Annotated in this window: 14 protein-coding genes; 2 read left to right on the top strand and 12 right to left on the bottom strand. The window is 63.3% G+C overall.

Translation table 11 applies throughout. From position 1 onward, the window contains the following. Position 1: 1 nt before the first annotated feature. From A6A40_RS20905 to A6A40_RS20960, 12 genes are all read right to left on the bottom strand, one after another. The gene (locus A6A40_RS20905) at positions 2–1,000 is read right to left on the bottom strand and encodes a tyrosine-type recombinase/integrase (RefSeq protein ID WP_108547791.1); all 999 of its coding nucleotides are present in this window, start codon (positions 998–1,000) and stop codon (positions 2–4) included. Continuing rightward, the gene (locus tag A6A40_RS20910; protein WP_108547792.1) at positions 997–1,179 is read right to left on the bottom strand and encodes a hypothetical protein; all 183 of its coding nucleotides are present in this window, start codon (positions 1,177–1,179) and stop codon (positions 997–999) included. The genes A6A40_RS20905 and A6A40_RS20910 overlap by 4 nt, the downstream gene beginning before the upstream one ends. A 12-nt stretch (positions 1,180–1,191) precedes the next feature. Then, positions 1,192–1,446: a hypothetical protein gene (locus tag A6A40_RS20915; RefSeq protein ID WP_108548056.1), complete on the bottom strand. Its 255-nt coding sequence runs from the start codon at positions 1,444–1,446 to the stop codon at positions 1,192–1,194. 103 nt (positions 1,447–1,549) lie between these two features. After that, the gene (locus tag A6A40_RS20920; protein ID WP_108547793.1) at positions 1,550–2,317 is read right to left on the bottom strand and encodes a hypothetical protein; all 768 of its coding nucleotides are present in this window, start codon (positions 2,315–2,317) and stop codon (positions 1,550–1,552) included. Between the two features lie 10 nt (positions 2,318–2,327). Further along, positions 2,328–2,603: a hypothetical protein gene (locus A6A40_RS20925; protein WP_108547794.1), complete on the bottom strand. Its 276-nt coding sequence runs from the start codon at positions 2,601–2,603 to the stop codon at positions 2,328–2,330. A gap of 159 nt (positions 2,604–2,762) precedes the next feature. Then, positions 2,763–3,557, bottom strand: coding sequence for an endonuclease (locus A6A40_RS20930; protein WP_108547795.1), 795 nt, complete (start codon positions 3,555–3,557; stop codon positions 2,763–2,765). Beyond that, on the bottom strand, positions 3,550–4,881 hold the full coding sequence (locus tag A6A40_RS20935) for a DNA cytosine methyltransferase (RefSeq protein ID WP_108547796.1): 1,332 nt from the start codon (positions 4,879–4,881) through the stop codon (positions 3,550–3,552). The genes A6A40_RS20930 and A6A40_RS20935 overlap by 8 nt, the downstream gene beginning before the upstream one ends. Positions 4,882–4,918: 37 nt before the next feature. Next, positions 4,919–5,362, bottom strand: coding sequence for a very short patch repair endonuclease (locus A6A40_RS20940; RefSeq protein WP_108547797.1), 444 nt, complete (start codon positions 5,360–5,362; stop codon positions 4,919–4,921). A 191-nt stretch (positions 5,363–5,553) separates the two neighbouring features. Further along, entirely contained in the window at positions 5,554–6,357 is an 804-nt protein-coding gene (locus A6A40_RS20945; RefSeq protein WP_108547798.1) for a hypothetical protein, read from the bottom strand. A gap of 286 nt (positions 6,358–6,643) precedes the next feature. Further along, positions 6,644–7,045, bottom strand: a complete 402-nt coding sequence (locus A6A40_RS20950; protein ID WP_108547799.1) for a hypothetical protein — start codon at positions 7,043–7,045, stop codon at positions 6,644–6,646. Continuing rightward, a complete protein-coding gene (locus tag A6A40_RS20955; protein ID WP_146191602.1) occupies positions 7,042–10,317 on the bottom strand; it encodes a tetratricopeptide repeat-containing protein in 3,276 nt (1,091 codons plus the stop codon). Before A6A40_RS20955 ends, A6A40_RS20950 begins: the two co-directional genes overlap by 4 nt. A 120-nt stretch (positions 10,318–10,437) precedes the next feature. Next, the gene (locus A6A40_RS20960) at positions 10,438–11,139 is read right to left on the bottom strand and encodes a DUF3102 domain-containing protein (protein WP_108547801.1); all 702 of its coding nucleotides are present in this window, start codon (positions 11,137–11,139) and stop codon (positions 10,438–10,440) included. Positions 11,140–12,651: 1,512 nt separating this feature from the next. Between A6A40_RS20960 and A6A40_RS30475 the strand changes: the two genes are divergently transcribed. After that, positions 12,652–13,500, top strand: coding sequence for a hypothetical protein (locus tag A6A40_RS30475; RefSeq protein WP_146191603.1), 849 nt, complete (start codon positions 12,652–12,654; stop codon positions 13,498–13,500). Continuing rightward, positions 13,497–14,243, top strand: coding sequence for a caspase family protein (locus A6A40_RS20975; RefSeq protein ID WP_108547802.1), 747 nt, complete (start codon positions 13,497–13,499; stop codon positions 14,241–14,243). Before A6A40_RS30475 ends, A6A40_RS20975 begins: the two co-directional genes overlap by 4 nt. Positions 14,244–14,310: the final 67 nt, after the last annotated feature.

Below are 14,310 nucleotides of genomic sequence, written 5' to 3' on the forward strand. Positions count from 1 at the left end.
GTCAATCCTCCGCAATGAGCGCCGCCATCTGGCCAGCCAGGTCGGCGCGGTTGTCGTCATAGGTCTGCAGCACCCGGACGTCCCGGTGCCGCGAGAAGCGCTGCACCGCCCGGATGTTGCCGTTGCTGGCGTCCAGCGCCGCGGTGATGGCCGAGTGGCGCAGCCCGTGCGGCCGGGTGGCGATGCCCACCCCGGCGCCCAGTTCGCGAATGACCTGGTACACGGCGGCGCCGGTCAGGCGTCCCTCGCCTCGGCCGGCGGCATCGAGGCGATGGAACAGCGGCCCGGGGTCCTTCCCCCGTACCGCGATCCACGCCTCGAGCGCCGTCCTGGTGGCGGCCGGCAGGGTGACCCGCTCACGCTGGGTCCGCCCCTTGCCCAGCACCGCGACGGTGCCGCGCCGGCTCTCGTAATGCTCCAGGTCCAGCGACACCACCTCGCCGCGGCGCAGGGCCACGTCGTGCAGCAGCCGGACGATGGCGGTATCGCGCAGGCCCTTGGCGTCGGTGCGCTCCTTCGCCTGCGCCACCATGGCCCGCACGCCGTCCCGCCCCGGCCCGCGCGTGTCGCGGTAGGTGACGGAGTCGACGTTCTCGATGTCGAGCGCCCAGCTGACCAACCCCAGCGTGTTGCCCAACCTGACCACCGACCGCAGCGCCGCCAGCCGGCGGTTCACCGTCGCCGGCTGAAGCCCCCGCCGCACCATGTCGGTGCGATAGCCCAGCGCCAGAGCGTTGGCCTGCCCGTGTTCCACCGCCAGCAGCATCCGCACCGCCTGTTCGGCGGTGGCGGCGAAGGCGGCCAGCCCGTCCTGCCGGGCGACGAAGGTCCGGAAATCCTCATGATCGCGCCGATAGGCCCGCACCGTGTTGGCCGAGCGCCCGGCATAGAAGGCATCCAGCAGGTGCTCCTGGATGCGGTCCAGCCGCAGCGCCGGGGCGTGGCGGGCGTCGCTGACGTCCTGTCCGGCCGGATCGCCCGGAAGGACGGGAAGGCTCATCGGTCGATGGCGTCGCGCAGCTCGGCCACCGTCATGTCCTCCGGCAGCTCGCGCAGCATCGCCGCGACCTGCTGGCCGAAGAACTCGACCGCGCCGTCCGACGGGCACACCGCCACCGGGTCGCTGTCACGGGTGAGGCCGGCGCCGGCGGCGACCGCCTCGCGGATCAGCTCGTCCATCCTGCTATCCTGTCAGGAAAGCCGCGCGACCGCCCGCGCATCGGCCAGCCGGCCGGCGGCATGATCGCGCAGCATGTCGAAGAGAGGCACGCAATCCTCCACCAGCCCGATCAGCCAGGGCGCCCGGATCCAGCCCTGCGCGGTCTGGATCTCGATGGCCTCGATGTCGGCGCGGAAGGGTCCGCCCTGGTAGGTGATGCGCACGGCGAAGTGACGATCCACCGGGCCGAGCTGAAGGCACAGCACGCCGTCCCATTCGGTCCGCATGGCAAGCCCCCGGACAGCAGAAGGCCCGCCGCGGCAGCTGCCGGGCGGGCCTTCCTTCACACGCAATTCGTCCCGCTCACCCTGTCAAGGAATTGACCTTTTGTCAAGGACTATATTCCCATGGCGTTGCCGGCGCGGTGAAGCCGGTGAGCACATGATCGCGCAAACCCCAACCGCCGATCCGCTCCAGCAGCGCCGTCATGCCCGCGTGCCAGCCAGCATAGTCGGTGTTGGCCTCGACGATGTCGGCATCGCTGTGGGCCGGCTCCAGCGGGCACCATTTCACCTGCACCTGCCGGCGACCGTCGCCGAAGGTGCGGAAATGGAAGCCGCGCTCTTCCTCGACGATCCGGCGCTGCCCGCGGGCGTCGAAGAGCGACTGTCCGCGAAGCAGGTAGCGCTTGGCCAGTTCCGAGCGGGTCGGCACGAACTCCCACCGCTCGGCTGTGACATGCCGGTAGCGGCCGCGCGCCTCGCTCGGCCGCTTCACCGCCACCATCGGCGGCACCAGCGGCAGCCAGTCCGGCCGGGTGCCGGATCGCCCATGGAACCGGACGAGGCGCCGCTGCCACGGCTCCAGCCACCCCACGGCGTTGGCGACCGCCTCGGCATCGGGATGGACCGTCACGGCGATGCCGCGCACCGGCCCGCCACCGTCCACCCGGTCACCGGTTTCATGACGGCGCAGCAGCTCGGCCACGCCGTCGCCGCTCACCCCTTGCGGTTCCCATCCATGGTCATTCGCCGCGGCCTCGATGTCGAACAGGCCGGACTGGACGCGGTCGGCCTGCTGGTCGCGCAGCGCCCAGGTCACCAGGGTTTCGAGGTCGAGGCGCCGGCGGGTGTCGCAGCGGGCGAAGGCGATGGCCATGCTCCAGCCCTCACGCCGCCGCCTGGGACAGCCCCGGCCCCAGCAGCCGGGCCACCCCGGCCACCAGCGTGTCCAGGGCCTCCATCGGAATCAGGCCGGGGTCGATCCGCCCGCAATCCTGTAGATAACGCGCCTTGGCGAACAGATCGTTGGCGGACACCACCTCGCCGGCCGCCAGCAACTGTTCGAGGTTACCCCGCAGCCGGTCCGCCGCCTCGCACTCCGCGCAGCCGGCCAAGTGTTGGTAGGCGAGGAACACCGGCATCAGCGACACGGGCTTTGACATAGGCAACCTCCGGGCAAACCCCCGGCATGACGGCGTCGCACCGGGGAAATTAGGATTGTTTGCCCAAAAGGATTACCAATTCCTTGCTGATTGCTGTGGCGCTCGAATTTCGCCACGCAAACACAATATACCGTGTTTCTAGCGCAGAAATATAAGGGCCTAGCCGCGATAATCCCGTATAGCAGAACTATCGAGTTCAGTTGCTGGCACCAACTTATAGTGCCGCTCCTCAACCACTTTCACCTCATCGTCTTGAAGAGTTAGCTCGAACAAGGCAACGACGCCGCCTTCCATGAACTGTGCAGATATAGCCCGGCATCGCATTCCAGGAAATCTCTGCTCCACGAAACGAACATCCTGCGTTGTTTGCACAACGCCGATTTGATCGGTTCCGCCCTTCGCCTGGACCGGAATGATGTAGTGGCAGCCATGCTTATCGAGTCCGACATACAGTTCGTCGATCTCGATCTGCCCTATTCCTTTAACCGTTGTCCGCAGATGGTTCTGCAGACTGTATGTCGTGAGGCCCAGGAAGGTATCGATCAGCCGATTGTAGCGGACGATCGCAAGCAGGGCCTGTTCGTCGTCGAGCGCATAGGCCCGGATCAGTTCCGGCGTGGCATCGGGAATGGAAATCCGAGCCAGATCCTGACGCGGCAAGATGCGCGTCTTCTTCACCAGCTTGAAGCGATATCGCGCACGCCCGGCCCCCTCGATAATCCACTCCAGGCCTTCCGGCTGAGTGGCGAGGATACGATCTGGAAAACCGATCCTGTAGCGGAGCGCATAGGTAACATCGCCCTGATTTTTCGGCAGCTTTACACCAAGCTCTTGCGCAACTGTCTCGATTTCGGTCCGCTCGAACTCGAACTGCGCATCCCCCTCCTTCCAATGTTTGAAGAAAATCGACTCTATAATTAATTGATACGTATTCGGACGCTCAATTTTAGCCATTTACGATTTTCACCCTTTTATGTTCCGCTTCAATTTCTTCTTGCTTCCGCTTTTTGGCGCCGCTCTTCCGATCCCGTTTGCTGTTGGGTCGCGCAACGGAGAAATGTTCGGAAGCCTCCGACAGGTCCATATAGAGAAGACCGACATCGCCCAACCGGATCGTCTTCTCCGGCCGCACCGGCTCGATCCCCAAAGCCTCGATCGCGCATTCCCCGATCGCCCGCGCCAGCGGCGCCGGAACCGCATTTCCAACCTGTCGGGCGCCGTGCCATTTCGTGGCGTGAAGCCTGAACCAATCGGGGAAGCCGTGCAGACGCGCCATCTCGCGAACGGTGATGCAGCGATCCAGCTTGTAATGGATGGGTCGTGGACTGGTGAACGCCCCGCGCGCTCCGTCGGTGCCGGCGCGCAGGGTGTTGCAAAGCCCTTGCGGCGCCAGCTTGAAGAAGCGGCTGATCGGCTCGACGGAGCCGGGTTCGGTCGCTCCGAACCGGCGGCGCGAAATGGCCGTATGGTCGGTCCGGGCGCTCGACGTCAAAAGGCCCGGCTCCCACTCCCTGGTGTAACCGTAATGCCAGGCGCCGTTGCTCAGGCACCGCAGCTCGGAGGCATAGGCCGACGGCTTCCCGAAGCCGGTCGTGCGTACGCTGTCGCTATCGACCAAGCCGAAGAACCCGTCCGCATCGGGAAGATCGCCGATCGCGTCCGCGCAGGTCGGCCCCATCGGCAACCCCTTCACCGGCTTGCGCGCATCGGCGGCATTCACGCTCGGCGTTGGATAGTCCGGGAGCGCCAACCCCTTCTTCGCCCCCAGAAGAATCAGGCGCTGCCGATGCTGCGGCGTTCCGTAATCGGCCGCGTCGAGCACCTTCCACGGCAACCGAACCGCATAACCTGCGCGGTCGAACGCCTCCACCAGTTCCTGAAGAAAGGCCTTGTGCTTGCCGACGGTCAGACCCTTGACGTTCTCGAACACGAACGTCTTGGCGTCCAATTCGGCGACGATCCGCACGAACTCTAGCACCAAGCCGTTTCGCGGATCCTCCAACGCCCGTTGCCCGATCAGTGAAAATCCCTGGCAGGGCGGACCACCGAACACACAATCGACCGGCCGATTGCCGATGCCGGCGGCCACCCGAATTTCAGCAGCCGTCAGACCGACGACCGACCGCGGAATCACCGCAGTCTCGGGGAAATTGAACTTGTGGACGGCGCAGTGGATCGGATCGATCTCGACCGCCGCCACGACATCGAAACCTGCCTGCTCGAACCCGAGCGACAATCCGCCGGCCCCTGCGAACAAGTCGATAGCGATGGGTCTCACGCGTGAAGCTCTCTGAACCGGTTAATCGTCCAGCACGTTAGCCGGTTTCGGGAGCGCTGTCGATCGAGATTTTGCCACTCTCCAGAACGGGTAGCAGGACTGCCGAGAGGGTCGCCTCGTCCGCGATCTCGCACTGCCAGAGCGTCAGAACCCGCCAGCCCTGCGCCTCCAGCTCGGCCGCCTTCGAGGCGTCCCGCCGGCGATTGGCTTCGAGCTTCGGCCCCCAATACTCCAACCGAGACTTCGGCGCGCGGCCCTTCTCGCAACCGTGATTGTGCCAGAAACACCCGTGAACGAAGATGGCAAGGCGGCGCCCTGGAAGCACGATGTCCGGCCGCCCCGGCAAATCCTTGCGATGCAGGCGGTACCGGTATCCGCGCGCATGCAACCACCGCCGAACCGCCCATTCGGGTCCGGTGTCCTTGGTCTTCACCGCCTGCATGATGCGTCGGCGCTGTTCGGGCGTGCGGGTGTCCGTCATCCGCAACGATATAGGGCGATCGGATCGGCAATGCTTGGAGGCGACCGAATTTGCAGCTCCCACCCAATCCCGAACAGCAAGGCGCGGGGTTCTTCGTCGGCCCGAAGCCTATCCCGGCGGACTGGCGGACGGTCCTCCGGACCGCCGGCCACTCCCTTGGATCGCCACAGGATCGCTTTTGCCCGCCGCCCCTACCCCACCCGGCCCGTCTGGGCGGCGATTGTCTGGCGGATGAGGGTGGCCTCGCGTTCCAGAATTTCGGCGACGGTGTCGAGGGGGGAGTTGATCGCCTCGGTCGCGGCCTTCAGCGCCTTCAGGGCGTCGCTGTGGGCCTTGATGGCGTGCATCAGGCGGAATCCCTCCTGCCGCAGTTCGGGCGGCAGGGCGCGCAGATGGGCAAGCGCGAGGTCCATGCTCTCCTCGCGCGTCCGGGCGGGCGGCGGGGGCAGAGCGGCGGGCTGATCCGGCCGGGCGGCGGACAGCGAGGCGATGTCGATCCGCTCGCCCCGGCGCAGACGGTCGAGCGCCCGGTCGGTCAGGGCGGAGCGCGCCCGTTGCTCCTCCTCCTGCCCGATCCGGCGGGCGTGGCGGTCGATGGTGTCGAGGTCGGCGCGGGTGAGGGCCGGCGCCAGGGGGGGATGCGCGGCTCCGCCGGTCACGGCGTCGAACAGCTCGACCATCTGGATCGTCACCAGCGCGGCGCGCTCGGTGTCCGACTTCGCCGTGATGTAGAGCGCTTGCCGTTTGGTGAGATAGAAGCTCTTGGACGGACGACCCCGTCCGAATTTCCGATCAGCGTCGGAAATTACCTCTCCGAACCTACCGAGCGCGTCCATGTGCCGCTCGATCAGCCGGCGGATGGCGTGGCGGTCCGCCATGCCCAGAGCTTCGGCAAGCCGAAGGTCACGGATGCGGGGCTCGTGATTGATCGTGATGTCGATGTCGGTCGGTGATAACGCGGGCAAGGCTTGCCCGTTGTCGCTCATGGTTTCCATGGCGAATGCCCTCCTGTGCGGCGTGACCGACGGAGGACCGCTTATCAAGGCAGCCCTGGCGCCGGGGGCTGATAACCTGCACAGGTCAGGCCGGAATGTTCCCCTTTCGGGTGTTGTATTATCCGACCCCCGGCAAAGGGGCATGCTCCGGACAGAGTCCGGGCATGAAAATAGCCACATCGCGAAAAACGCGCGGGTGGCTTGCCGCCTGTGGGGAGTTATCAAGCTCCGGCCCGAAAGATCGCTCCGCCGGGGCGGAGCGTCAAGGGTGATGACACCGCAACTCTTAGCTGATGCTGACGCTGTTCCCGGACCCGGACACCTGGGCGACCTTGTTGTTGTCCCCGTTCACCGTCTGGATCAGCGAGTGCCCTTGCGGAGTCTCTTCCGTCAACAGCGCCCGCAACTCGTCCAGCAGAGCGGGGTTATCTTCAAGAACCTCCCTCAACTGGATCGTCAGCGCTTCCTTACGAGTTTCACGCTCCGGCTTTTCCTCAAGCGCCGTCAGCGCCTCCGCCCCCCGTCCGGTCAGCTTATCGCGCAACCACCCCAACAGCTTGAACCCCTGCCCCGCGACCTCTTTCCCCACAGATTTCGCCGCCTCCTTCCCCGCCTCGGACAGATAAGGCGACAGAACCGTAACAGTCGCAGCGGCGACCTCAGCGGCGGTGACAAGCGCGCTACTCATGCCTCTGGCTCCTCGGATTCGTTTTGAAGACGCTGGAAAACTTCCACAATCGGCATGAGCAGCCTTACATCAGGCTCCTGTTCCAGCCGCTCGCACCGTTCGATGTGCTGCTGGACGATTGCTCCCATCAAACCGGCAAAGGCTTGCGGAAGCTGAAGAAATAGAGATGAAAGCGCCGCAATCGCCTCCCGATCTGCCTCAAGCGCGCCGGCCCCATCCCCCAAGCCATCCCGACAATCCGCTAAGGTCCACAAGGAGCGGGCCAGATTGGGGGTGAAGGCGTCGGGACGCTGTTTGGCCAGCTGGCGGTATAGGTTGGCTGCCTCGGTCGCAGCGGCCAGCGCGTCCTCTCGACGGCCCAAAGCGCTCAGGAAGCTCGCCAGATTGTTCAGGTTGCCCGCGAGATCGGGGGTGAAGGCGTCGGGACGCTGTTTGGCCAGCTGGCGGCGCAAGGTGACGGCCTCGGTCGCAGCGGCCAGCGCGTCCTCTCGACGACCCAATTCGCTCAAGCGGCCCGCTAGAGTGTTCAGGCTGGCTGCCAGATTTGGGGTGAAGGCGTCGGGACGCTGTTTGGCCAGCTGGCGGTATAGGTCGGCTACCTCGGTCGCAGCGGCCAGCGCGTCCTCTCGACGGCCCAATTCGCTCAAGCTACCCGCCAGATTGTTCAGGCTCATGGCGAGATCGGGGGTGAAGGCGTCGGGACGCTGTTTGGCCAGCTGGCGGTATAGGTCGGCTGCCTCGGTCGCAGCGGCCAGCGCGTCCTCTCGACGGCCCAATTCGCTCAAGCTACCCGCCAGATTGTTCAGGCTCATGGCGAGATCGGGGGTGAAGGCGTCGGGACGCTGTTTGGCCAGCTGGCGGTATAGGTCGGCTGCCTCGGTCGCAGCGGCCAGCGCGTCCTCTCGACGGCCCAAAGCGCTCAAGCGGTTCGCCAGAGTGTTCAGGCTCATGGCGAGATCGGGGGTGAAGGCGTCGGGACGCTGTTTGGCCAGCTGGCGGCGCAAGGTGACAGCCTCGGTCGCAGCGGCCAGCGCGTCCTCTCGACGGCCCAATTCGCTCAAGCGGTTCGCCAGATTGTTCAGGCTCATGGCGAGATCGGGGGTGAAGGCGTCGGGACGCTGTTTGGCCAGCTGGCGGTATAGGTCGGCTGCCTCGGTCGCAGCGGCCAGCGCGTCCTCTCGACGGCCCAATTCGCTCAGGAAAGCCCCCAGATTGTTCAGGCTGGCTGCCAGATTTGGGGTGAAGGCGTCGGGACGCTGTTTGGCCAGCTGGCGGTATAGGTCGGCTGCCTCGGTCGCAGCGGCCAGCGCGTCCTCTCGACGGCCCAATTCGCTCAGGAAATTCGCCAGATTGTTCAGGCTCATGGCGAGATCGGGGGTAAAGGCGTCGGGACGCTGTTTGGCCAGCTGGCGGCGTAAGGTGACGGCCTCGGTCGCAGCGGCCAGCGCGTCCTCTCGACAGCCCAATTCGCTCAAGCGGCCCGCCAGATTGTTCAGGCTGGCTGCCAGATTTGGGGTGAAGGCGTCGGGACGCTGTTTGGCCAGCTGGCGGAATAGGTCGGCTGCCTCGGTCGCAGCGGCCAGCGCGTCCTCTCGACGGCCCAATTCGCTCAGGAATGCCGCCAGATTGTTCAGGCTCATGGCGAGATTGGGGGTGAAGGCGTCGGGACGCTGTTTGGCCAGCTGGCGGTATAGGTCGGCTGCCTCGGTCGCAGCGGCCAGCGCGTCCTCTCGACGGCCCAATTCGCCCAAGCGGTTCGCCAGATTGTTCAGGCCGGCAGCCAGAATTACGGCCTTATCAGGATTATCATTGATGTCCAATCGCCAAAGATCGACCAGCCGTTCGTTGGCAGCGCACGCACATTCCCGCAGCGCCACGGTTTGTTGCGGGATCGCGTCCGCTATGGCGGCAAGCACATCGTCCGACTCGGCCCGTTTGATGAGATGATCCAGCCATTGCAGGCTGTCATGTTTCGGATCATGACCGGCATGGTCCACGGCGGTGCGGATGATGGTCTGGGCGACTGCGACGCCGGCCCGTTCCCACGCCCGGTCAATGATCACAATCTGTTTGGGTAAAGACCGCCCTTTGCAGCGTAAGACCTGTAGAAGGAAAGCGCCTCCGATCAGATCGGGGCGGACCGCATCGACTCGCCAGTTAGGTCCAGGCAATCCGTCGGCCAGCCATTCGGCGATGCTCTCGGGGGAAACGTTGGTCCATGACGGGTTGGTGGTCCGCTCTTGATTGACCAGCTGCTCCGCTTCGTCCCGGTCGCATCCACCTTGAAGGGTGACGCAGGCCGCCAGATGGCTGAACAGCGACTCGGGGACACCATGCGCCTTCGCGATCCGCCCCAACCGCGCCTCCTCCTTCGCGGCGATGTTTCCGGCCAGTTCCGTCCGCGACCGGGACAGGGCGGCGCGCGCGCCCACATCCAACGCCACGATGGCCGCCATCATGAGATACAGCGGCTCATTGTCGAGGCTGTCCGCCGACAGCTCGCGGTCAAACACCGGGTCGGCCCCCGGCGCCGGCGGGCGTGGCGCCGGCGAAACCGACTCCAGGCGCGCCGCCTGCTCCATGATCTCGGCCATCAAGCTGCGGCGGTCTTCCACATTCGCCAAGGTCGGCAGGGCGAACGGTTCCACCCTTTCCAGGAAATAGTCGCCCCGGCGGCCGGACAGACTGCCTTGCCGCCCCAGATCGGCCCACCAACCGACCTCCCGGTCGGCATGACGTTCCAGCAGCAGGATGCGCAGCGGATGCTTCTTCGCGTCGGGGTCCGGGCGGAGGGCCAGCTCGTCCAACCATTCCCGCAGGATGGCCGTGTTTTCGGCGGCATAGTCGATGACCAGCAGGCTCGGCCCCTTCCACAGCCAGCCCGACAGGTTCTGTTCGCCATGAAAGCGGATCAGCTCACGGGAGGTGACGAAGCCAGCGGTCCAGCCAGCGGTTGCGGCCCGTTCGCACAGCTCGATGCCGAACCGCGTCTTGCCCGCTCCGCCCCGCCCGATCACGCAATCCACCGCGATCGGTGCGGGAGAGGTCAGCCACCGACCGAACCGTTCCAGGGCATCATCCCTCCCGACCAGCGTGGTGGTCCGGAAATCGGCAAACAGCAGTTCGCGGTTCGACCTGGGCACGGTCCCTTTCCGCTTGTGCGCTTGGTAAAGGGTAAGGGACGCGCGGCCCAGCGTGATCGTTACGGTGTTGTTGTTCCCATCCACGGAAACGAGAACGTTGTCATGACCGTTCGCTGTCTGCTCTGGCACGGGCGACCTCTCCGATTTTTCTCAATCTTATGGAGAGAACCGGAGATCGTCACGCACTGAACGAACGGAGTGCGGCGACAAAAACACGCGTGCGGACTTGCCTTGGTGGAAGGGTGGCCGCTACCCCCGCAGCCCCGCGTTATGCAGTTCCACCACATGCCGGACCACATCCGCCGCCGCCGGATCGGGCGCCACCATCACCAGCAGGTAGCGGCGCACGCCGTCCAGCTCGACGGTGATAGCGCCTGGATCGGCCGGGTCCATGCTCCACGGCAGCGACAGCGCCGCCGCGAAGCGTGACTCGCGCGGTGGCGCTGGGGGCGGAGCGGCCCCCTTCCCCACCGGCCGGGCCGGCGCCGGCGTTACCGCCGGCACCTTCAGCGCCTCCACCTCCCCTCTCGTCACCGTCGGGTGGATCGTGCCGGCGTCCAGGGCCTGCTGGCGGGTGTCGTCCGGCAGGGTGGCGATGGCGTAGAGGGTGCTCATCGCTTCCGGCAGACGGTCCAGCGGCACCTGCCCCTCGTCGACGAAGGCGGCGATCTCGCGCAGCTTGCGGGCGGTGGAGGTGCTGAACGGAAGGTCGGTCGCCACCATCGCCTCGTACTCGCCATGGGGCAGAGCCGCCTTGGCCTCGTTCAGGCGGCGGCCGACGGCGATGGTCGCCTCCAGAGCGTTGGACCATTCGCGGCGGATGTCGGCGGCGAACTCGGCCCGCGTGGTCAGCGGGCGCGGGGTGGCCAGCATCGACAGGCGGGCGTCGCCCAGGCTGCGGCGGGCGGGCGGCCTGGGCCTGGGCTTGGGCCCGGAACCGGATCGGGACATAGGGTCAGCCCTCCATCGCGGCGGACAGGTGGAGCCAGAGGTCGCGGAACAGCGGGCCGGTGCGGGTGCCCGGGATCTCCGCGGTGCCCAGCCCGGCGATGAAGCTGCGCGGCACCTCCTGAAGCTGCGGGATCTCCACCGGCGCCACCGCCCCCATGGCGGAGACGATGGCGCGGGCGTCGGCGGTCTCGCGCAGGCGCGGGACGACCTGGCTCAGCAGCAGACGCATCGGCCGGCGCCGGGCGCGCAGGTAGGGCAGCATGGCCTGCATGCTGACCAGATCCTCCGGGCCGGGACGGACGGGCACCAGCACCAGATCGGCGCAGTCGAACAGCAGGGCGGTCGCCTGGGGGAAGTTCTCCACCGCGGTCGGGGTGTCGATCACCAGCAGGGTCTGGGCGACTGCGACGCCGGCCCGTTCCCACGCCCGGTCAATGATCACAATCTGTTTGGGTAAAGACCGCCCTTTGCAGCGTANGCCCTCCTGCCGCAGTTCGGGCGGCAGGGCGCGCAAATGGGCAAGGGCGAGGTCCATGCTCTCCTCGCGCGTCCGGGCGGGCGGCGGGGGCAGAGCGGCCGGCTCCTCCGGCCGGGCGGCGGACAGCGAGGCGATGTCGATCCGCTCGCCCCGGCGCAGACGGTCGAGCGCCCGGTCGGTCAGGGCGGAGCGCGCCCGTTGCTCCTCCTCCTGCCCGATCCGGCGGGCGCGGCGGTCGATGGCGTCGAGGTCGGCGCGGGTGAGGACCGGCGCCAGGGCGGGATGCGCGGCCCCGCCGGTCACGGCGTCGAACAACTCGACGATCTGGATGGTGACGGTGATGGCGCGTTCGGTCTCGGCCTTGGTGCAGAGATAGACGGCCTGCTTCTTCGTCAGCCAGAACTCGGTGGCAGGGCGCCCGCCCTTCCGGGAGGTTTGCGCCACGGTGGCGCAAACCTCTCCGAGCCGTTCCAGCACCTCGCGGTGGCGCTCGATCAGCTTGCGAATGTCGCGGACTTGGGAGAAGCCCAGAACCTCCGCAAGGCGGAGGTCGAGAACGCGCGGCTCGCCGTTTACGGTGGTGTCTATGTCAGCCAGTGATAACGCGGGCAAGGCTTGCCCGTTGTCGCCCATGGTATCCATGGCGAAGCCCTCCATTGCGGCATTGCCGGCAAGAGGGCCGCTTTCGACGACAGCCCTGGTGCCGGGGGCTCGAAACCTGCAATGGTCAGGCCGGACTATTCCCCTTGCGGGTGTTGTATTATCCGACCCCCGGCGAAGGGGCATGCTACGGACAGAGTCCGGGCATGAAAAGGGCCGCATCGCGAAAAACGCGCGGGCGGCCGGCCGCCATTGAGGAGGTTTCGAGGCTCCGAGGGGAAGGGTCGCTCCGTTTAGGGTGCGGCGTCAACACCTTACAAAAGGGATTTATCCTCCCGACAATACGCACTATGATAGTTACCTGCGGCTTATTGCATCAATTTATGGATACGCTGAAATCAGTTATTCTACGTTGACGCGGGGGAGAAGTTACATTGACCGTTGAAGAAGATAATAAGCCTAGTCGAGGTGATTACGAGGAAAAATGGGCTCATGTAAAGAGAAAGCATCTAATTATATCAACGAAAGATTATATTGTAGTTATCGATGAGGATGAGAATATAGACTGGGAAACAAGCCCAGAGTACGACGAAATTTTCCCATCTGACAAAGAAATTCAAGCAAAAATACTGAACGACGCTGCACTTCTAGAAACATTTCCATGTACTGGCATCGATAATAAAAAAATATTGCATTACAAAAGGTTAATAGGAGAGGGCATCGCGCGAAGCCTTGGCGGTCAATATGATGGCGCAAGAGCAATGTTAGAAGCGGCAGACAAATACATAAAGTTAAGAAGCGAAGAAATATCGCGCCTTTGGTATTTATCATACTGCCTTAAATACGTTTTTATTATTGATATTTTTGCGGTCATGATTTGGCTAATTCGCGACTTTATCAATGATACATTTGGAAATGGATTTGCGCTTCTATTCGTCGCGTGCGCCTTTGGTGCGACTGGCGCACTGCTTTCTGTTATTGGTAGAAGTGGAAATCTCCACTTTGATTGTGCTGCTGGGGAGAAACTTCATGAGCTAGAGGCGTTCTCAAGGATTTTGGCCGGCCTTATCTCAGGCTGTATAGTATCTCTTGCCGTAAAATCTGAGATGATTTTTGCTCCTTTTGCGAAACACGAGTCATTTAACTTAATTATACTAATTGCTGCTTTTGCGGGAGGTACTGGAGAGCGTTTAGTCGGGTCGATTATATCCAAGTTCGAGGAACCTGCACAAAAAACAACCCAAGTCAAAACCCATCCAAACAAGGCCGAGGAAATAACATGAAAAGATCAGCTTTGATTATCGGCGCTCCCTGCGAAAAAGGCGCCAAAGGATATCTGCCCGGCGTTGAAGCAGATATCGCTAACTACAAAGAATATCTTACCTCACCTCTTGGTGGATTTTGGCGTAAAGACGAAATAATAACCCTGAGGAATCCGTCCGGCAATCAAGTTAGGTCTTCATTGGACACATTAAAATCTTCAGACTACTCGATGACAGTGTTCTGCGGACATGGCTATCACTCTTCAGAAGATGATTCGACTTTTATTCAGATTAATAGCAATGATGAGATGGATGGAAAGGAACTTAGAACCGGCGCAAAAAGAAGAGTGATAATATATGATTGTTGCCGAGAGTTAACGTATAGGACAGTGGTGGAGGCTTATGAGAGAGCATTGAAATCCGAGCCTCCGCATCTTAATGCTGAAGAATGCCGATATTGGTATGATCAGCAGATAGAAAAATGCCCTTCAGCACAGTTTATTCTTAATGCCTGCGCGATTGATGAGCTTTCAAGCGAAAAATCGGATAGAGGCGGAAACTATTCGAGCGCCCTTCTTGATTCTGCCGATAAATGGTGGAGAGCATCTACAAAAGATACCAGAACAAAATATAAAATTTTTACTGTCTCCGAAGCGCATCGCATAGCAAGCGGAATAGTATCTTCTGAGAGTGATTATTTGCAAAACCCACAAATTGAGATGCCAAGAACAGAAGTCAATTTTCCTTTTGCAGTGATAGCATAGAAAGTACATTTTCTGCTTGATGGTATATTGTCGAGCGGATCAGGGGAACCGCTGGTTGAGCCGCTTC

The organism is Azospirillum humicireducens, from assembly GCF_001639105.2.
Lineage (GTDB): Bacteria > Pseudomonadota > Alphaproteobacteria > Azospirillales > Azospirillaceae > Azospirillum > Azospirillum humicireducens.